General features: G+C 64.8%; 15 protein-coding genes. 6 read left to right on the top strand and 9 right to left on the bottom strand.

All coding sequences use genetic code 11. The annotated features are described in order from the left end of the window. Nucleotides 1-87 precede the first annotated feature (87 nt). Nucleotides 88-1,428 (bottom strand): hemolysin family protein, encoded by a 1,341-nt coding sequence (locus RBA40_RS21350; RefSeq protein ID WP_306649751.1) that lies wholly within the window; start codon nucleotides 1,426-1,428, stop codon nucleotides 88-90. 58 nt (nucleotides 1,429-1,486) lie between these two features. Beyond that, entirely contained in the window at nucleotides 1,487-2,395 is a 909-nt protein-coding gene (locus tag RBA40_RS21345) for a LysR family transcriptional regulator (protein WP_099874414.1), read from the bottom strand. Between the two features lie 106 nt (nucleotides 2,396-2,501). On the opposite strand from RBA40_RS21345, the gene RBA40_RS21340 reads away from it, so the two are divergent. From RBA40_RS21340 to RBA40_RS21320, 5 genes are all read left to right on the top strand, one after another. Then, nucleotides 2,502-3,542 carry a DUF475 domain-containing protein gene (locus RBA40_RS21340; protein ID WP_306649750.1) on the top strand — a complete coding sequence of 347 codons (1,041 nt, stop codon included), beginning with the start codon at nucleotides 2,502-2,504 and terminating at the stop codon, nucleotides 3,540-3,542. Between the two features lie 107 nt (nucleotides 3,543-3,649). Further along, a complete protein-coding gene (locus RBA40_RS21335; protein WP_099874416.1) occupies nucleotides 3,650-4,225 on the top strand; it encodes a TerD family protein in 576 nt (191 codons plus the stop codon). Between the two features lie 54 nt (nucleotides 4,226-4,279). Continuing rightward, on the top strand, nucleotides 4,280-4,975 hold the full coding sequence (locus RBA40_RS21330) for a TIGR00266 family protein (protein WP_099874417.1): 696 nt from the start codon (nucleotides 4,280-4,282) through the stop codon (nucleotides 4,973-4,975). Between the two features lie 17 nt (nucleotides 4,976-4,992). Then, on the top strand, nucleotides 4,993-5,574 hold the full coding sequence (locus RBA40_RS21325) for a TerD family protein (RefSeq protein ID WP_306649749.1): 582 nt from the start codon (nucleotides 4,993-4,995) through the stop codon (nucleotides 5,572-5,574). A gap of 244 nt (nucleotides 5,575-5,818) precedes the next feature. Next, on the top strand, nucleotides 5,819-10,978 hold the full coding sequence (locus tag RBA40_RS21320; protein WP_306649748.1) for a RecQ family ATP-dependent DNA helicase: 5,160 nt from the start codon (nucleotides 5,819-5,821) through the stop codon (nucleotides 10,976-10,978). A 46-nt stretch (nucleotides 10,979-11,024) separates the two neighbouring features. Here the strand turns inward: RBA40_RS21320 and ggt are convergent, their stop codons facing one another. The 5 genes from ggt to rpoH all read right to left on the bottom strand — a co-directional run bounded on the left by ggt (nucleotide 11,025) and on the right by rpoH (nucleotide 15,901). Next, nucleotides 11,025-12,773, bottom strand: a complete 1,749-nt coding sequence (ggt, locus tag RBA40_RS21315; RefSeq protein ID WP_306649747.1) for a gamma-glutamyltransferase — start codon at nucleotides 12,771-12,773, stop codon at nucleotides 11,025-11,027. Between the two features lie 6 nt (nucleotides 12,774-12,779). Then, a complete protein-coding gene (locus tag RBA40_RS21310; RefSeq protein WP_306649746.1) occupies nucleotides 12,780-13,205 on the bottom strand; it encodes a hypothetical protein in 426 nt (141 codons plus the stop codon). A 142-nt stretch (nucleotides 13,206-13,347) separates the two neighbouring features. After that, a complete protein-coding gene (locus tag RBA40_RS21305) occupies nucleotides 13,348-14,082 on the bottom strand; it encodes a PEP-CTERM sorting domain-containing protein (protein WP_306649745.1) in 735 nt (244 codons plus the stop codon). A gap of 179 nt (nucleotides 14,083-14,261) precedes the next feature. After that, entirely contained in the window at nucleotides 14,262-14,756 is a 495-nt protein-coding gene (locus tag RBA40_RS21300; RefSeq protein ID WP_306649744.1) for a PEP-CTERM sorting domain-containing protein, read from the bottom strand. 245 nt (nucleotides 14,757-15,001) lie between these two features. Then, on the bottom strand, nucleotides 15,002-15,901 hold the full coding sequence (rpoH, locus tag RBA40_RS21295; protein ID WP_306649743.1) for an RNA polymerase sigma factor RpoH: 900 nt from the start codon (nucleotides 15,899-15,901) through the stop codon (nucleotides 15,002-15,004). Nucleotides 15,902-16,505: 604 nt separating this feature from the next. Here rpoH and RBA40_RS21290 point away from each other — a divergent pair. After that, nucleotides 16,506-17,123, top strand: a complete 618-nt coding sequence (locus tag RBA40_RS21290) for a hypothetical protein (protein ID WP_306649742.1) — start codon at nucleotides 16,506-16,508, stop codon at nucleotides 17,121-17,123. A 47-nt stretch (nucleotides 17,124-17,170) separates the two neighbouring features. On the opposite strand, the gene ftsX is transcribed toward RBA40_RS21290, so the two are convergent. Both ftsX and RBA40_RS21280 read right to left on the bottom strand, forming a co-directional pair. After that, nucleotides 17,171-18,091: a permease-like cell division protein FtsX gene (gene ftsX / locus RBA40_RS21285; RefSeq protein ID WP_306649741.1), complete on the bottom strand. Its 921-nt coding sequence runs from the start codon at nucleotides 18,089-18,091 to the stop codon at nucleotides 17,171-17,173. After that, the gene (locus RBA40_RS21280) at nucleotides 18,088-18,762 is read right to left on the bottom strand and encodes a cell division ATP-binding protein FtsE (protein ID WP_306649740.1); all 675 of its coding nucleotides are present in this window, start codon (nucleotides 18,760-18,762) and stop codon (nucleotides 18,088-18,090) included. Before RBA40_RS21280 ends, ftsX begins: the two co-directional genes overlap by 4 nt. Nucleotides 18,763-18,766 lie beyond the last annotated feature (4 nt).

Raw genomic sequence — 18,766 nt, 5'->3', positions numbered from 1 at the left:
GGCGCTGCCGACACAATCGCAACTGCCGTCATTGATTATTGAAGCCGGGATCGTATCGCGCCCCGGACTTTCCTGCGGGCCGTGTGCCTAGTCCTGCTCGTCCGTGTCGAGCGTGCGCTCGACCTGCGGGATCACCTTGATGAGCACGATGCGCGGACCGTTCATCTTCTTGACCACGATGTCGAAGTGCGGAAATTCGATCCGCTGGCCCTGCTTGGGAATGTCGCCCAGCTTGACCATCAGCAAACCACCCACCGATTCCACTTCATCCAGTCCCAGCGTCTCGTTATCGATATCGATGCCGAGAATGCGTTCGAGCGAGAAGATCGGCAGGCTGGCCTTGCCGATCAGGGTACCGTCCGGCTGGCGCAGCCAGTCGTTTTCGTTGAGGCGGAATTCATCGCGGATTTCACCGACCATGGCGCCGAGCAGGTTGTCGAGGGTGATGAAGCCGACCGGGCGCTTGCCCTTTTCACCGATCAGCGCAAAGTGCGGCGCACCGTCGCGGAAACGGCGGAACATTTGCTGCGCCGGGGTGCGCGCCGACATCGTCTCGACCGGCCGCAGGAACTGGTTCAGGTCCTTGATCGGACGCCCGGCCTGCTGGGCGAAAAACAGATCCTTCAGGTGAATCACGCCGAGCACGTCTTCGCCATTGGTATCGAAGTAGGGATAGCGGCTGAAACGGTTCCTCACCACGGTCTGCAAATTGTCTTCCAGCGATTTGCTGGCGTGCAGGGCGATGACTTCATTGATCGGACGCATCAGGTCGGCCACCGACAGCTGGCTGAAGTCGAGGGACTGGGCCAGGATGTGGCGCTCGTCGCGGGTGAACTTTTCGCCGGGCTGGCTGGTGCGCAGGATCAGCTTGAGCTCATCGGTGGAATAGTGCGCGTCATGCCCGCCCGGACCGGACAGGCCCGCCAGGCGCAGCACCATGTTGGCGCTACCGTTGAGCACGTAAATGGCGGGGTACATCGACCAGTAGAACACGTACAGCGCCGGCGCGGTCCACAGGCCGACCACTTCCGGATTGCGGATCGCCAGCGATTTCGGCGCCAGCTCACCGACCACGATGTGCAGGAAGGAAATCACGCTGAAGGCGACCACGAACGATACCGTATGGATGATTTTCTCGGAATCGATGCCGATCATGCCGAACACGGGTTCGAGGATACTGGCAAAGGCCGGTTCGCCCACCCAGCCCAGGCCCAGCGAGGCGAGGGTGATGCCCAGCTGGCAGGCCGACAGGTAGGCGTCGAGCTGGCCGTGGACCTTGCCCAGCAGGCGCCCGCGCAGGCCCTGGCTCTTGGCGATGGCGCGCACGCGGGTTTTTCGGAGTGTGACGATGCCGAATTCGGCGGCCACGAAAAAGCCATTGAGCGCGACCAGGAACAGGGCGAGCAGGACCAGTAAGGCATTTTGCATAGAGAGTGGTGTTAGTTTTTCGCTTGGCCACAGGGGACCGGGATGGCCATTGTACCGTTCATGGCGTGCTGAACACACCCTGATGCACGGCCGACAGGATCGCTTCGACCGCGGGATGCTTGATCTTGCGTTCGTTCGAGATCGCGTAGACGTGCTCGCGCACCTGCGGCACGTGGCCGGCCAGCACCGCCCCGAACTGGTCGGCCAGGTCGGTGGCCAGGGCCGCCGGCGCGAAAAACAGGCCGGCGCCGCGCCGTCCGAAAGTGTTGAGCAAGGCGTTGTCCTCGAATTCGCCGACCACATCGGGGCGCACATTGTGCAGCTCGAACCATTCGTCGATGCGTCCGCGCAAGGCATTGTTGCGGGTCGGCAGCAGGAACGGTGCGCCGTTCAGGTTGCCCGGAAAGCCTTCGGCGTAGGCCCCCGCCAGGGCCGGCGTGCCGACCACGATGGTGTCGCTCTCGAAGAGCATGTGGCTGAACACGCGCAAGGTGGTGCCCGAGCGCACCGCGCGGTCGGTCAGCACCACGTCCAGCTTGTGCAGGGCCAGGTCGGCCAGCAGGGCCTCGAACTGGTCTTCGTAGCACACCAGGCGCACCGGCGTGGCCAGGTGCAGGGTCGCCTCCAGCAGGCGGAAAGCGGTCAGCTTGGGCAGGGAATCGGAAATGCCGACGGTGAGCCGGGTGCGTCCGCTGTCGGCTTCGCCCAGCGCTTCCTGCAACTGTTCGCCCAGCAGGAAGATCTGGTCGGCGTAGGCCAGCGCCAGGCGCCCCGCCTCGGTCAGCTGCAGACCACGGCCCTGCTGCATGAACAGGGCCTTGCCGATCGATTGCTCGAGCTGGGTGAGCTGGGTGCTGATGGTCTGGATCGCCAGTCCCAGGCGCTCGGCGGCGCGCGTGACGCCGCCTTCCTTGGCCACCACCCAGAAGTAGTACAGGTGGCGAAAATTCATTCCAGTATTTTTCATGCTTCGGTTTTTCAGAAGTAATAGTCAGATTATCTCCTATTTTTAAAAGTGTTGCTTAGGGATACACTGCATGCATCAACAATAACAGTAAAGGGAAAACCCGCTTATGAAGCATTTCAGAATTTCATTTCTCGTCACCTTCGTCTGCCTTGCGGTAGCCGGATGGTGGGGCTACCAGCACCACGGCGTGAGCGGCATGTTCACGGCCCTGGGCGTGGCGGCCATCCTCGGTATCATGGAAGTGTCGCTGTCGTTCGATAACGCGGTCGTGAACGCCTCCGTGCTCAAGACCTGGGACGATTACTGGCAAAAGCTGTTCCTCGGCGTCGGTATCATCATCGCCGTGTTCGGTATGCGCTTGCTGTTCCCGCTGGTCATCGTGGCGCAAGCTGCCGACCTGGGCATTATCGAAGTGTGGAACCTGGCATTGTCCGATCCCAAGGCCTACTCGGCGCACCTGACGGCCCACCATGCGGAAGTGGCGGCCTTCGGCGGTATGTTCCTGTTGCTGGTATTCCTGAACTTCCTGCTCGACGATGAAAAAGAAACGCACTGGCTCGGTAGCCTGGAAGAAAAGCTCGGTTCGCTTGGTAAAGTCGGCTCGATCTCGGTGATGATTGCCCTGGGCACCTTGATGGCCAGCATGACGATGGTCGCCGAAGCACAAAAGATGGTCGTGCTGATGGCCGGTCTGTGGGGTATCTTGATTTACGTGGGCGTGGACACGGTCAGCAGCCTGCTTGAAAACGATGGAGATGAAAGCGGCGCCAATGTCGGCGACATGGTCAAGCGCGGCGGTATCGGCGGCTTCCTGTACCTGGAAGTGCTTGATGCATCGTTCTCCTTCGACGGCGTGATCGGCGCGTTTGCGATCACCACCGACGTCGTGATCATCATGCTGGGCCTGGCAATCGGCGCGATGTTCGTGCGTTCGATGACGGTGTTCCTGGTCAAGAAGGGCACGCTCGACGAATTCGTCTACCTGGAGCACGGCGCACACTATGCGATCGGTATCCTGGCGCTGATTATGTTGGCAAGCATGAAGTTCCATGTGCCTGAAATCTTTACCGGCCTGATCGGTGTGGCCTTCATCGTCGCCTCGCTGTGGTCGTCGGTGCGTCACAAGAAACTGCAGCTGGCGGCGTAATCACCCTGCTAAGGCCTGCGTAATACAAACGCGGCAGACTGAGGAACACCAGTTTGCCGCGTCATTCACCCGGTGTTCATTGTCTTACTAACTTTTGGAGAATCAAAATGCCAGTCAGCTTGCAAAAAGGCGGTAACGTCAACCTGAGTAAAGAAGCACCCGGCCTGACGAAAATGATCGTCGGCCTCGGCTGGGACACCCGTGCCACCGACGGCAACGCGTTCGACCTGGACGGCGCGGTCTTCCTGTTGAACGCCAGCGGCAAGGTCCGTTCCGACGCCGACTTCATCTTCTACAACAACCTGAAATCGGCCGACGGCTCGATCACCCACTCGGGCGACAACACCACCGGCGCCGGCGACGGCGACGATGAAAGCGTCACCATCGACCTGGCCAACGTGCCGGCCGATATCGACAAGGTGGTGCTGGCCGTGACGATTCACGATGCCGAGACACGCCGCCAGAATTTCGGTATGGTGTCGAAAGCGTTCGTCCGCTGCGTCAACGCCGCCGGCAACGCCGAAATCGCCCGCTACGACCTGTCGGAAGACGGCTCGACCGAAGCGGCCATGATCTTCGGCGAAGTCTACCGCGCCGGCGCGGACTGGAAATTCCGCGCCATCGGCCAGGGTTTCCAGGGCGGCCTGGGCCCCCTCGCAACGAGCTACGGCGTCAACGTTTAAAGTGTTTTGCGGCCCGCGCGGTACTTCCCGCGCGGGCCGCCAAAAGGAGCACACATGCCAGTTTTCACAGTCACAGGCGATATCGACCCGTTCCTGCACGTGTCGATGACGCGCGGCGAGACGATTTACTGCGAATCGGGCGCGATGGTCATGATGGAGGCCGCGCTTGACCTCAAGGGCAAGATGCAGGGCGGCATCGGCAGCGCGCTGATGCGGCGCTTCGCCAACGGCGAATCGTTCTTCCAGCAGCACATCGAAGCGGTGCGCGGCGATGGCGACTGCCTGCTTTCGCCAACCCTGCCGGGCGCGATGCAGATCGTCGAGGTCGGCCAGCGCCAGTACATGCTCAGCGATGGCGCCTTTGTCGCCGCCAGCTCCAAGGTCGAGCTCAAGGTGCGCACGCAAAGCCTCGGCAATGCGCTGTTCGCCGACAGCGGCGGCTTTTTCGTCACCGAGACCAGCGGCACTGGCCAGCTGATCGTGTCCGGCTTCGGCGCCCTCAATGAGCTGGTGGTCGAGCAGGGCAAGGACATCACGATCGACAATTCGCACGTGGTCGCCTGGGACAGCAGCCTGCACTACACGCCGTCGATCACGACCGGCAACAGCGGCGGCTTTTTAGGCAATCTGATCAACAGCCAGACCAGCGGGGAAGGCATCGTGCTACGCTTCTCCGGCAATGGCAAAGTTTATATTTGTTCGCGCAACCGTGCCTCGTTCCAAGCCTGGGCGGCAGGCAGCGCGCGCTAAAACCAAGGAGTCATACCATGTCAGTCAATCTGCAAAAAGGCCAGAAAATTTCTCTGGATAAAGAAGCCGGCAGCACCCTGACCCGCATCACCATGGGCCTGGGGTGGGATGCCATCAAGACCAAGGGCTTGTTCGGCTTCGGCGGCAAGAGCCAGACGGTCGACCTGGACGCATCGTGCCTGCTGTTCGACGAGAGCAACCGGGCGATCGATGTGGTCTGGTTCCGCCAGCTCAAGAGCAAGGATGGCAGCATCGTGCACACGGGCGACAACCGCACCGGCGCCGGCGACGGCGACGACGAGCAGATCCTGGTCGACCTGACCCAGATCCCGGCCAGCGTCAAGTCGCTGGTGTTTACCGTAAACAGCTTCACGGGCCAGAACTTCTCGCAGGTCGAAAACGCCTACTGCCGCATCATCAACGGGGCCGACCAGAAGGAAGTGGCGCGCTTCAATTTGTCCGTGCAGGGCGATCACACGGCCCAGATCATGGCCAAGCTGTACCGTCACAACGGCGAGTGGAAGATGCATGCGATCGGCGAAAACGGCAGCGGCCGTACCTTCGACGAACTGATGCCGAAGATCACCCCGCACCTGTAAGCCTGCGCGCCGGCCGGGCCTGGCCTGGCCTGGCCTGGCCTGGCCTGGCCGGGCCGGGCATGACCCGGCATGGCGCCTCGCGCGGCCAGCGCCCCGCACCATTACCCGTTTCCATGCGACGCGGGTTTTTGGCGCGGGGCGCTTCTTTTTTGTGCATTGGTGAAGGGCGCGCTGCTAGAATCGCACTCGGAACAGCCAGCGAGGACCAACCCGCGCTGCGACACTCTTCATTGCAAAGCGTTGTATGACCCTTGACCTTACCTGCGTGCCCGCGCAGCCGGAACCGCCAGCGGCCGGCATCACGCCGCGCTCCCTGTCGGTCGACCTGGAAGTGGGCTGCAAGGATGGCCGCATTCACCAGTTCGCCGCCGTGCGCGGCGATACCGGCGCCGCCTTCGTCTTCACCGAAGGCAACTGTCACGCGGCGCTGGCGCAACTCGACGACTTCGCCGACCCGGTTGCCTTCCTGCTCGGCCACAACCTGATCGAATTCGACGCTCCCCACCTGGCCGCTGCGGCGCCGCACCTGCGCCTGCTCAAGCTGCCGATGGTCGATACGCTGCGTCTCAATCCGCTTGCCTTTCCGCGCCATCCGTACCACCACCTGGTCAAGCACTACAAGGAAGGCCAGCTGCGGCGCGGCAGCCTGAACGACCCCGAACACGATGCGCGCCTGACGCTGCAGCTGTTCGCCGACCAGCTGGCCGCCTTGCGCGACATGCACGACAGCGCGCCAGACCTTCTGCTGGCCTGGCACTGGCTCACCACCGGCGCCGATACCCTGTCCGGACTGAACTCGGTGTTCATGATGGTCAGGCGCGCCGCGCGCCCGGGCCAGGCCGAGGCCAGCGCCGCCATCCTGCGCCGCCTCGATGGCCAGGCTTGCGTGACCGAGGCGCGCGCCGTCGCCGCCGACGCGCCCGCGCTGGGCTGGGCGCTGGCGTATGCGCTGGCGTGGCTCTCGGTCGCCGGCGCCAGTTCGGTCATGCCGCCCTGGGTGCGCCACCAGTTCCCGCAGGCGGCGCAACTGGTGCGGCGCCTGCGCGACAGCGCCTGCGGCGCTGCGCATTGCGTCTGGTGCGGCGAGCGCCACGACCCGCGCAAGGAACTCAAGCGCTGGTTCGGCTTCGATGCCTTCCGCCCCGAACCGTGCGACGGGCAGGGGCGCCCGCTGCAGGAAGCGATTGTCGACGCGGCCATGCGCGGGCGTCACGTTCTCGGTATTCTCCCGACCGGTACCGGCAAGTCGCTGTGCTACCAGATCCCGGCCCTGTCGCGCTACGACAAGACCGGCGCGCTGACGGTCGTCATTTCGCCGCTGGTGGCGCTGATGGCCGACCAGGTGAGCGGGATGGAAGCGCGTGGTATCGGCTGCGCGGTGGCGATCAACGGCCTGCTCTCGATTCCGGAGCGGGCCGCCGCCCTGGACCGGGTGCGCCTGGGCGAGGCCGGCATTGTCATCGTCTCGCCCGAACAGCTGCGCAGCCGCGCCTTGCGGCGTGTGCTGGAGCAGCGCGAGATTGGCGCCTGGGTGCTCGATGAGGCGCATTGCATCTCGAAATGGGGCCACGATTTCCGTCCCGACTACCGCTACGTGGGCCGTTTCATCCGCGAGCGCGCCGCGGACGGGGCAGGTGCGGGCGACATTGCCCCGGTGCTGTGCCTGACCGCGACCGCCAAGCCGGATGTGGTGGCCGACATGCTGGCGCACTTCCGCGACAAGGTCGGCATCGACCTGACCGTGCTCGATGGCGGTGCCAGGCGGGTCAACCTGTCGTTCTCGGTGGTGCCGACCACCCCGGCCGAAAAATTCGCGCACATCCACCAGATGCTGGAAGCCGAACTGCCCGCGCACGCGCCCGGCGGCGCAATCGTCTACTGCGCCACCAAAAAGCAGACCGAGGAAATTGCCGCTTTCCTGCGCCAGAAAGACGTGAGCGCGGGGCACTTCCATGCGGGCCTGCGTGGCATGGTCAAGAAAGACACCCAGCACGCCTTCATCGCCGGTGAGCTCAAGGTCATCGTCGCCACGAACGCCTTCGGCATGGGGATCGACAAGCCGGACGTGCGCCTGGTGATCCATGCCGACATTCCCGGCTCGCTCGAAAACTACCTGCAGGAAGCCGGGCGCGCCGGGCGCGATTGCGGCGCCGCCCGCTGCGTGCTGCTCTACACGGTGGAGGATGTGGAGCGCCAGTTCGCCATGTCGGCGCGCTCGCGCCTGTCGCAACAGGATATCCAGGTGGTGCTCAAGGCGATCAAGCGCCTGGAGCGCAAAAAACACGGCGAGGCCGACATCATCGCCACGGCCGGCGAAATCCTGACCGAAGACGCCGACGGCGACTTCGCGCGCGACTCCACCACCGACGACACCCGCGTGCGCACCGCCATCGCCTGGCTGGAAGAAGCCAGGCTGCTCACGCGCGAGGAAAACCAGGTGCATATATTTCCGTCCTCCCTACGTGTGGCCACCCTCGAAGAAGCCGAAAAAAAGCTGGCCGGATACCCGCTCTTCAAGGAAAAACGCGACGCCTTGCTGGCGCTGGTGGCCGCCCTGATCGGCGCCGATGCCGATCAAGGCATCTCCACCGACGAATTGATGAACGCCTCCGGCCTGTCGGCCGAGAAGGTGCGCGCCGCGCTGTATGAGCTGGAACAGTACAAGATCGCCAGCAACGACACGGCGCTGACTGCCTTCGTTCACGTGGCCGTGGAGATGTCGTCGAAACGCCTGCTCGAACAAGCCTGCGCACTCGAGGTGGCGCTGCTCGACGCCATGCGCGAAGGCGCGCCCGACCTGGCCAAGGGCGGCGCCTCGGTGCTGCACCTGCGCCACGCCAGCCAGCGCCTGAAAGACGCCGGCCTGGCGCATGCCTTGCCCGACAAGCTGCTGCGCATCGTGCGCAGCATCGCCAACGACGGCCATGGCGACGATGGCGTGGGCAGCTTCAGCCTGCGCCAGCTCGACGCCGAGAGCGTGCAGGTCACCTTGCAGCGCAGCTGGAACCTTATCGCCGGCACCGCGGCCCTGCGGCGCGACGGCGCCGCCAAGCTGCTCGGGCACCTGGTCGCCAGCTTGCCGGCCAGCGTACGCGGCAACGACCAGCTGGCCAGTACCACCCTCGGCCAGCTGCTCGCCGCGATCGAGGGTGACCTGGAACTGGCGGGCCGCGTGAAATCCTGTCCCAGGCTGGTCGACCGCGCCCTGCTGTGGCTTCACGAGCAGGGCGTGATCCGCCTGAACAAGGGGATGGCCGTGTTTCGCCCCGCCATGACGATCCGCCTGGCGCCCGAGCGGCGCGGCTTCTACAAGGCCGACTTCGCGCCGCTGGAACTGCACTACAGCGAACAGGTGGTGCAGATTCACGTGATGGCCGAATACGTGCAGCGTGGCCTGCAAAAGATGGCGGACGCCCTGCAGCTGGCGATGGATTACTTCAGCATGGAGCGCGACCAGTTCATCGCGCAATGGCTGCCCGCGCGCGAGAAGGAACTGGAGCGCCAGACCACGCCGGCCTCGTGGCGCGCGATTGTCGAAAGCCTCGACAACAGCGCCCAGCAGCGCATCGTGGCCGACGACCGTGAACGCACCAATGTGCTGGCGCTGGCCGGTCCCGGATCGGGCAAGACGCGCGTGCTGGTGCACCGCATCGCTTATCTGGTGCGGGTGCGGCGCGAAAATCCGCGCGCGATCCTGGTACTGACCTATAACCGCCACGCCGCGGTCGACATCCGGCGCCGGCTCGCCGCCCTGATCGGGCGCGACGCCGGCGGCGTGATCGTGCTGACCTGCCACGCGCTGGCGATGCGGCTCGCCGGCATCAGCTTCGACAAGCGCCTTGGCGCCGACGAGGAGCTGCTCAAGCAAGTCATTCCGCAGGCGGTGGCCTTGTTGAACGGGACCGGCCTCGCGCCGCAGGAAGCGGACGAACAGCGCGACCGCCTGCTCGGCGCCTTCCGCTGGATCTTGGTCGACGAGTACCAGGACATCGGGCCGGACCAGTACGCGCTCATTGCGGCGCTGGCGGGGCGCAACAGCGCCGACGAGGATGCGCGGCTCTCCCTGCTAGCGGTCGGCGACGACGACCAGAACATCTACGCCTTCAACGGCGCCTCGGTCGACTTCATCCGCCGCTTCGAACAGGACTACAGCGCCAGAGCGGCGTTCCTGACCGAGAATTACCGCTCGACGCGGCACATCATCGACGCCTCCAACCTGGTGATCGCAGCGGCCAGCTGCCGCATGAAAAGCGCGCACCCGATCAGCATCGACCGCGCGCGCGCCAAGCTTGACGCGGGTGGCGCGTGGCAGGAGCGCGACCCGGTCGGCCGGGGCCGCGTGCGGATCATCGATGCCGGCGCCGACGATGCCAGCCAGGCGCTGGCCATCATGGCCGAGCTGCGCCGCCTGGCCGCGCTGGACCCGGACTGGGACTGGGCGGGCGTGGCGGTCATCGCGCGCGAGTGGAAAACCCTGGAGCCGGTGCGCACCTTCTGCATGCTGCACGCCATCCCGGTGCAGTTGGCCAATGAAGAAACCGCGCAGTTCTGGCGCCTGCGTGAAACCCAGGCGCTGGTGCGCTTGCTGCGCGGGGACGAGGCGGCACTGGTCGATGCGGCCGCCATCGAGGCCTGGCTCGACGCCCGGGTGCCCGGTACCTGGATCAATCTCCTGCGCCAGGCGGTCCAGGAGTACGCGCTGGAGACGGGCGGCGCCGAACTGCCGGTGGCGCACTTCATCGAATGGCTGGCCGAATGGGGCCGCGAAGCGCGCCGGCGCCAGACCGGTTTGCTGCTGCTGACTGCGCACCGCGCCAAGGGGCTCGAGTTCGACCACGTCGCCGTGGCCGACGGCCACTGGGACACGTTCGGTCCCGGTGAAGACGCCGATGCGCCGCGCCGCCTGTACTACGTGGCCATGACGCGGGCGGCCAGGACGCTGGTCCTGGCGCGCTTTGCGCCCTCGCGCGGCCGGCCGGCCAGCCTGCTCGACCAACTGCCCGACGCGCCATGCCTGCTGCGCCGGGCGCCGCTGGCGATGGATGCCACCCGGGGCGCCTTGCGGCGGCGCTATCTGCAGCTCACGCTGCAGGATGTCGACATCGGCTTCGCCGGCCGGATGGCGCAGGGCGACCCGGTCCACCGCGCCATTGCCGCGCTGCGCATCGACGACCCGCTGCAGCTGCGCCTTGGCAAAACCAGGTGGGAACTGGTCACGCCCGCTGGCGTGGTGGTGGGGCAACTGGCCAGGGCGTTCAAGCCGCCAGCCCATCTGCGCTGGATCGCGGGCCGCGTGGCGGCCATCCTGGTGCGTCAGGCGCAAGACGGCGATCCCGAGTTCCGCCACCTGGCCCGTTGCGGCGAGTGGGAAGTGGTGCTGCCCGAACTGGTCTTCGATGTTTGATGCCGGATTCAAGTCGCGCGCCGCCGCGCCATCGGCGGCATGATCCTCAGTTGGCGCTTTTCTGCACCAGCGCGCTGCCCACGCCGTGGCGCTTGCCTTCGCTGACCGCCGTCACGGTGCCGTCGGCATTGAACACGATGGCGTTCGCCGCGCCGATTTCTTCCGCCTTGGCGCGCCACTTGTAGCCGAGTTTTTCGAGCGCCAGCGCCTGCGCGCTGCCGGCGAAGCCCGGCTCGGCGTCGGTGGCCGCATCGTTGCGCTGGCTCAGGCGCGGAGCATTGATGGCCTTGTCCATCGGCATGCCGAAGTCGACGTGGTTGACGATGGTTTGCAGCACCGTGGTGATGATGGTCGCGCCGCCCGGGCTGCCGACCGTGAAGGCCGGCTTGCCGCTTTTGAGCACGATCGTCGGCGCCATGCTGCTGCGCGGGCGCTTGCCCGCTTCCGGCACGTTCGGGTGCGGGCCGCTGAAATCGAAATCGGTCATTTCGTTATTGAGCAAAAAGCCGTAGCCCGGCACCACGATGCCGCTGCCGCCCCACGATTCGATGGTGAAGGTGTAGGCCACCACGTTGCCGTCCTTGTCGGAGACGGTCAGATGGGTGGTGTGGGCATTGTCGGCCAGCAGGCGCGCGGCCTGCGGACGCTGCGGCACACTGGGGTCGTTCTGGAACGGATACGGGTCGCCCGCGAGCACTTTCGGTCCGGCGCGCTCGGCATTGATCTGGGTGCGCCGGCGCGCCGCGTAATCCTTGCTGAGCAGGCCGGCCACCGGCGCATCGACATATTCGGGATCGGCCAGGTAGGCGTTGCGGTCGGCAAAGGCCAGGCGGCTCGCTTCCATGTACAGGTGCTCGGCGCTGGCGCGCGGCAGCGTCTTGAGGTTGTAGCCTTCGAGCAGGTTGAGCGCTTCGCCGATGGCGATGCCGCCGCTGCTCGGCAGGGGCATGCCGTACACCTCGTAGCCGCGGTAGGTGGTTTTCACCGGCTGGCGGATGCGCGCTTCATAGTTGGCCAGGTCGGCCAGGGTGATCGCGCCGGCGCGCACGCGCACGCCCGCGGCCACCGGCGGCTTGCCCACCGCGTCGACGATGGCGCGCGCGATCGGGCCCTGGTAAAAGGCTTTATGGCCCTGGGCGCCGATTTCGCGGTAGGCCTTGGCCATGCCGGGGTTTTTCAGTACGGTGCCGACCGCCAGCGGTTTGCCGTTTTTCAGGAACAGGGCGCTGCTGCTGCTGAAAAGCTGGAGCTTTTTCTGGTTCTCGGCGCTCATGCGGTGGAAATTCTCGCTCACTTCGAAGCCCTTGGTGGCCACGCCGATGGCCGGCGCGAGCACCTGCTTGAACGACATGGTGCCGTAGCGGCTGAGCGCTTCGTGCCAGCCGCGCACGGTGCCGGGCACGCCGACCGAGGCGCCGCTGGCGAGGGTGGCGTCGAAGTCGCTGTCCTTGCCGTTTTCCTGGAACACCGTGGGGGTGACGCTGGCCGGCGCCGTTTCGCGGTGATCGACCGTGATCACGCGTTTGTCCTTGGCCAGGTAGATCATCATGAAGCCGCCGCCGCCGATGCCGCAGCTGTACGGATCGGTCACGCCCAGGGTGGCGGCCGCGGCGACGGCGGCGTCGATCGCATTGCCGCCCTTGTCGAGGATGGCCATGGCCGACTGCGAGGCCTGTTCGCTGATGGTGGCAACGGCGCCGCCGGTGCCGCTGGCCACCGGGGTTCTGGCCTGGCCCAGGGGTATGACGAGGACGATGGAACAGGCGAGGGCGAGGCGGCGGGCGGCGTGGGTCATGTCGTTTTATCGGCTTTCGGCGGGAGGGTGGCTGACGTTCAGGATGACCGCTTGCGGCGGGCCCGGCGGCACATTGGTGGGCAGCGGAGCCGGCGGGTCGGTGGCCAGCGAGATGATCAGGTCGGGCTGCTGCGTCGATGTGTAGGCCGGCGCGGCCGGTTCGAGCATGAATGGCTCGACCCCGACCGGAAAGATCAGGGTGAAGTGGTAGACGATCTTGCCGGCGGTGATGCACCGCACGTCGGGCGGGCAGCGGCTGTCGTCGATGCGGTCGAAGCGCAGGGTAGCGTCGGGCGCCACGGTGGTGCTGGTCTGCGGCAGCAAGGAAATGGTGCCGTCGTATTTGCGGTGCATCGATGTTTCCTTCATTGGCGCGGCGGTGCACCCGGTAAATACACAGGCGGCGGCGAACGCGAAAATCAGCTTGAGCATGATGGGCTCCTCATTAGTGGGAAAGCCGATCATAGATCATATCAATTTCGCCACTGTGTGGCCGCGCAATTGACGAGCCGGCGCTCTGCGGCGCCGTGCATGCCCGTCGGAAAAGGAAGAGCCGGCCTGGCCGGCCCGGGTATTACGCTTGCGCCACGCCGTTTTGCAGGCGGCGGCGGGTGCGGCGGGTCAGGCCGATCACGGCCAGGCCGAGCGCCAGCATGGCGTAGGTTTCCGGTTCCGGCACGGCCGAGGTGTAGACGGTCAGGGTCGGGTTGAGCACGCTCAGGCTCGCCCACGAATTCTGGCGGTGGACGACGCCATCGGGCGTGGTCCAGACTGCCGGGGAGGCGAACATGGTCATGCTGCTGTTCAATGACATGGTCAGCACGTCCTTGAGCGACAGGTTGGCGGCGCTGAACACGAAGGATTCGTTGCCGTTGAGCCTGTAGACGCTGCTGAAGTGGTTCTCGCTCCAGTCGTTCGCGCCGCTGGCGAACAGGCTGACCGCGCCGCGGTTGCTGGTCGTCCCGGCGCCTGCCAGGCCGCCCGGCGGCACGGCGGTGTCGAGGGTGCCGGCGAAGGTGCCCGAGAAGGAATAACCGGTGACCTGATAGCCGGAACGCACGGCAAACGTCATGTCGGCGGAGTAAGCGTTGCCGGCGGCATCGCTGGTTTTGCCGGTCATGCTGCTGACAAAATCGCTGAGGCGGATCGTGGTCGCGCCGGCCACATCGGACACGAGCACGTCGGCCACGGTCGAATCAGGGTTGGTGAAAGTGAAGCCGGTAGCCTCGATCACGGTCGGCGCGGCCGATGCCGTGGCGGATACAAAAGCCAGCGCAGCGGCGCCCATCTGCAATTTAAACAAGTTCATTGGTCCCATTCCTTTTCATATCACATCGACGAACGCCGCAACGGCGCTTCCAAGCTTGCCATCATAATCGAGGGTAAGCCGGAGAACATAGAACAACATTGTAAGAAATATATTGGAAGCGACAGTGTGAGGGAACAGCAACGTCGGCCGCCAGCCGCGCGGGCGGCGGCCGTGGCCGTTTATGCGTCGAGGCTGTCCTGCAGGCGCTTGCGGGTACCGCGCGTGAGGACGATGACGGCCACGCCGACGGCGAGCATGACATAGGTTTCCGGTTCCGGGACCGACTGCGAGGCCACGCTCGGGCGCGCATTGGCGGCGCTGAAGCTGGCGCGCGCCTGCTTGGCATAGCTGGCGCGCACTTCCGGGTAGCTGTGGCGCGCGTCCGTTCCGCCCCATGAAGGCACATTGCCGTTGGCATAGGCGCTGATGGCGCCGCTCAGGTCGACATCGCCGAGCAGCGCGTCGGCCGGGCGCAGGTGCATGGCGCGGCTGACGTCGCCCAGGCCGAGCTGGCCGAGAACGCGGTTGTCGGCCAGTTCGATACCGGCGTGGTACGCAGAGCGTTTGCTGACATTATTCAGGGTCGGGGACTCGATCAGCGCCGGCGCGGCACCGGCCAGGCCGGGCGCCAGCAGCAGGGCGGCCAGGCTTCGCGTCCATGTAAAGTATTTCATGTGCAGACTACCTATTCATGTTTGGCTGTGAAAAAGGCTGTGACGGCGCGCGGGGCAGCGCTCGGGGCCCATGTTATTGCCGCGCTCAGACACCGGCACGGTATGCATGATACGTCAAACTCGCATTATAAATATGTAATCAAGTGTATTGGCTTGTACAAGCTTGACGATTTGTACCGACGAAAAAAATGCCGCCTAGTCTACACCAGGCGGCATCGGCGCGGGGGCGCCAGGCGTGCGCGGGCTCAGATATAAGCCGACAGCGCGCCTTTCATTTTCTTCAGAGCAGCGCTTTCGATCTGGCGAATGCGCTCGGCGGAGACGCCGAATTCGTCCGCCAGCGCGTGCAGGGTGGCACCGGAACCGTCGTCGTTGGCCAGCCAGCGCGCTTCGACAATGCGGCGCGAACGGGCGTCGAGCTTGCCCAGCGCCGTTTCCAGCCCTTCGGACTGCAGGCGCGTGACCTGTTCGGCTTCGAGCACCCTGGTCGGCTCGGACAGGTCCGACGACAGGTAGGCGATCGGTGAGAACTTGTCGTCTTCGTCGTCGGTCGGCGCTTCGAGCGCGATGTCGCGGCCCGACAGGCGCGTTTCCATCTCGATCACTTCCTCGCGCTTGACGTCGAGCAGCTTGGCCAGCGCATCGATCTGGGTCGGGGTCATGGCATCGAGGCCCTGCTTGTTGCTGCGCAGGTTGAAGAACAGCTTGCGCTGGGCCTTGGTCGTGGCGACCTTGACCAGGCGCCAGTTCTTCAGGATGTACTCATGCATTTCGGCCTTGATCCAGTGCATGGCGTACGACACGAGGCGCACGCCCTGGTCCGGATCGAAACGCTTGACCGCCTTCATCAGGCCGATATTGCCTTCTTGAATCAAGTCGGCGTGCGGCAGGCCGTAGCCGAGGTAGCCGCGCGCGATCGACACCACCAGGCGCAGGTGCGACAGCACCAGCTCCTGCGCGGCGGCGAGATCGTTATTCTTTTGCAGGCGCTGGGCCAGGGAAATCTCTTCCTCGTGGGTCAGCATCGGCAGGCGGTTGACCGCCGAGATATAGGCATCGATATTGCCCAGATTGCCGGTGAAACCGAGTCCTAAAGCACGATTGCCGGTCGGAACCAATGCGGATTGTGCGGACAACGTCATCATGTATTTCCTCGTAGAGTGTCTGTGCTGCATCATCAAATGCCCGGGCCGGATGCGGTTCCGGGGCGGCTGTTGCGGTCTGATGCCAGCGGTGGCTTCGGGGATTCCCCGCCATGCAAGACCCTATATTAGCACTCTCTCGTGTTGAGTGCCAATGCCGAGAATTTATGGCAGTGATAGCGAAATGTTATTACTTCGAGGAAACCATAAATTAGCAAGCTTCACTCTAGTGGAGGGTACCATTCGCCCCTTGATACAGCTCAAATTAGCGGTGCGCCGGATCGCCATGCATTTGCGCCAGCGCAGTATTTGAGTCCGGTCCCAGTGTCGCCCATCATGTCAGGCGCTTCTGTTCGTTTACACACGCAATGCGCTCGTAACACGTCAGGGCCGCGCATTGATAACATGCAATCTTTAAATTAAAACATCATTTCCCTCCATGTTCGAATGACAGCATGAATCCCATCATCATGGATGGCGACGACAAGGACAACTATCTGTATGGCGGGGCCGCGTCGGAGGCGGTGACCGGAAAGGGAGGCAATGACACCCCTTAATCAATACGCCGCGCGGCGCGACCGCCGGCCTGTCCTCTTGAACTAGGCCGGTGCTGCCGCTGGTGTTCTACAACGGCTCGCCGTACTGGAGCGCCAGCGCGGAGCTGGCCGGGCTCCTCATGCAAGCGCCCGCCAGCTTGCTGGCGCTGCTGTTCCGGCTTGACCTTTCACTCTTTCCCGATGTCTCAACGAACGTCTTGCCTGCGCTGACGACATGGTTCAAGGAAGCCCCCCAGGCCAGCCTGCGGCGCTCGGTCCAGGTGTGGGTAAACGGTTTGCTGGCACGCGCAACCGGCAATTCCGAATTGTTTATGGTTGATAGCGCGGAGGAGGATGCTGACATGGGAGGCAAACTTGCAACGTGGGCCGAGCAGCTCGCGGAGATCGGCATTCAAAAGGGCTTCGCGTCGGCGGAGAAGGCCAAGGAAGACGGCAAGGCGGAAGGGCAAGTCATTGCACTTCGCGGATGCTGGGCAGCCTGTTGCGCAGCCGGTTCGGCGATTTGCCGGCGCCGGCAGCGCAGCGCATCGCCCGGGCCACTCAGGCAGAGCTTGAACAGTGGTTCGAGCGCAGCCTCAGTACGCCCAGCGTGCAGGCGGTGTTTGACGATGGCGCGACATCCACGTAATCCGACTATGTCATCAGAGAGGCCGGCGGTCGCGCCATGAGGCGCGTGATTCAGTCCAGGCGGATACTCATTGGCGACATTGCCGCCCTAGCGCAGGCGCGCCAGGTGCCTGCGCACCGACAGTACCGCCCCGGCCAGGCCGAGCGCGGTGCTCACGGCCAGCAGCACGCCCATCGCCACCGGATTGAGCGGCGCCAGCTGGAATGACGAGCCGTACAGGCGCGCGAACTCGCCGATGGCCGTATTGAGTGGCTGCAGCGACAAGGTCACCGCGCCCAGCGCCACGCCGCCGGCGCACAAGCCCAGCAGGCCCCCGGTGTAATAGAAGGGACGGTGGATGAAGCCGTCGGTCGCGCCGATCAGTTTGCTCACGGCGATTTCGTCGCGCTGGGTCAGCACCTGCAGGCGGATCGTATTGAACACCACCGCAATGACTACCATGCCGAGGGTGACGGCCAGCAGCAGCAGGATCAGGCGCATCACGCGCAGCAGGGCGGCCAGGCGCTTGACCCAGGCCGAATCGACCTGCACCGCGTCCACGCCCGGCAGCGCGCGCAGGCGCTCGGCGATGGCGTCGACGCTGCCCGCTTCGCTCACGCTCCTGAAACTGTCGAGCTTCAAGACATACCCGTCCGGCAGGGGATTTTCGCCCAGCGTGGTCAGGACGTCGGCCAGGCCGCTCTTGTTTTTCAGGCTGTCGAGCGCCTGTTCGCGCGAGACGAACGCGATGCGCGACTTGGGATCGGCCAGGATCGCGCGGATCGCCGGTTCCAGCGCCTGCGCCTGCTCGCGCGTGGTCTCGGCCTTGGTGAAGACGCTGATTTCCGGCTCGACCGACAACTGCTCCGACATCGGACGCACATTGTCGAGCAGGGTCAGGCCGGCGAACGGCAAGGTGAGCGCGATGGCAACCACAATCACATTGAACAGGAAGCTGAGCGGTGACTTGCCCAGCTGGCCGAGCGCCGAGCCGATGGCGAAACTGTGTTGGCGGAACCAGCGCTTCATGTGGCGTCTCCCACCACGCTGCCCTGGTCAAGCCGGATCACGCGCGCGCTGCCCTGGCGCGCGGCGTCGTACAGCACCAGTTCGTCATGGGTGGCGATCAGGCAGGTCACGCCCACCGAATGAAAGGCGCGCAGTGCGTCGAGCACCTTGTCGGCGCTGGCGCGGTCCAGATTGGCGGTCGGTTCGTCGGCCAGAATAATCTGGGGCCGGTTGACGATGGCGCGGGCGATCGCCACGCGCTGCTGTTCGCCGCCCGACAATTCGAGCGGCCGCGCCAGCGCGCGTGCTTCCAGCCCGACTTTTTCCAGCGCGGCGCGGGCCCGCAGTTCGGCCTCGGCCTTCGACGCCCCGGTGACCAGCAGGGGCAGCATGGTGTTGGCCAGGATCGAACGGTCGGTCAGCAGGCGCTGCTGCTGGAAAATCAGGCCGAGGTTGCGCCGCAGGTAGGGCAGGCTGGCGTTTTTCATGCGCCCGATATCCTGCTCGTTGACCAGTACGCTGCCCGAGGTGGGGCGCTCCATGGCCGCGATCATCTTCAGCAGGGTCGACTTGCCGGCGCCGGACGGGCCGGCCAGGTAGACCAGTTCGCCGCGGGCGATGTTGAGCGTTACTTCGCGCAGGGCGGTGGCGTCGGCCGAGTAGGTTTTGGAGACACACCGGAATTCGATCATGTAC

The organism is Massilia pseudoviolaceinigra (genome assembly GCF_030846505.1).
Taxonomy (GTDB): domain Bacteria; phylum Pseudomonadota; class Gammaproteobacteria; order Burkholderiales; family Burkholderiaceae_D; genus Telluria_A; species Telluria_A violaceinigra.
This window is presented reverse-complemented; position numbering and strand designations above follow the sequence as displayed.

Coding starts and splice junctions, on each gene's coding strand:
- RBA40_RS21350 (WP_306649751.1), bottom strand. CDS start 1,428: ATGCAAAATGCCTTACTGGTCCTGCTCGCCCTGTTCCTGGTCGCGCTC.
- RBA40_RS21345 (WP_099874414.1), bottom strand. CDS start 2,395: ATGAAAAATACTGGAATGAATTTTCGCCACCTGTACTACTTCTGGGTG.
- RBA40_RS21340 (WP_306649750.1), top strand. CDS start 2,502: ATGAAGCATTTCAGAATTTCATTTCTCGTCACCTTCGTCTGCCTTGCG.
- RBA40_RS21335 (WP_099874416.1), top strand. CDS start 3,650: ATGCCAGTCAGCTTGCAAAAAGGCGGTAACGTCAACCTGAGTAAAGAA.
- RBA40_RS21330 (WP_099874417.1), top strand. CDS start 4,280: ATGCCAGTTTTCACAGTCACAGGCGATATCGACCCGTTCCTGCACGTG.
- RBA40_RS21325 (WP_306649749.1), top strand. CDS start 4,993: ATGTCAGTCAATCTGCAAAAAGGCCAGAAAATTTCTCTGGATAAAGAA.
- RBA40_RS21320 (WP_306649748.1), top strand. CDS start 5,819: ATGACCCTTGACCTTACCTGCGTGCCCGCGCAGCCGGAACCGCCAGCG.
- ggt (WP_306649747.1), bottom strand. CDS start 12,773: ATGACCCACGCCGCCCGCCGCCTCGCCCTCGCCTGTTCCATCGTCCTC.
- RBA40_RS21310 (WP_306649746.1), bottom strand. CDS start 13,205: ATGCTCAAGCTGATTTTCGCGTTCGCCGCCGCCTGTGTATTTACCGGG.
- RBA40_RS21305 (WP_306649745.1), bottom strand. CDS start 14,082: ATGAACTTGTTTAAATTGCAGATGGGCGCCGCTGCGCTGGCTTTTGTA.
- RBA40_RS21300 (WP_306649744.1), bottom strand. CDS start 14,756: ATGAAATACTTTACATGGACGCGAAGCCTGGCCGCCCTGCTGCTGGCG.
- rpoH (WP_306649743.1), bottom strand. CDS start 15,901: ATGATGACGTTGTCCGCACAATCCGCATTGGTTCCGACCGGCAATCGT.
- ftsX (WP_306649741.1), bottom strand. CDS start 18,091: ATGAAGCGCTGGTTCCGCCAACACAGTTTCGCCATCGGCTCGGCGCTC.
- RBA40_RS21280 (WP_306649740.1), bottom strand. CDS start 18,762: ATGATCGAATTCCGGTGTGTCTCCAAAACCTACTCGGCCGACGCCACC.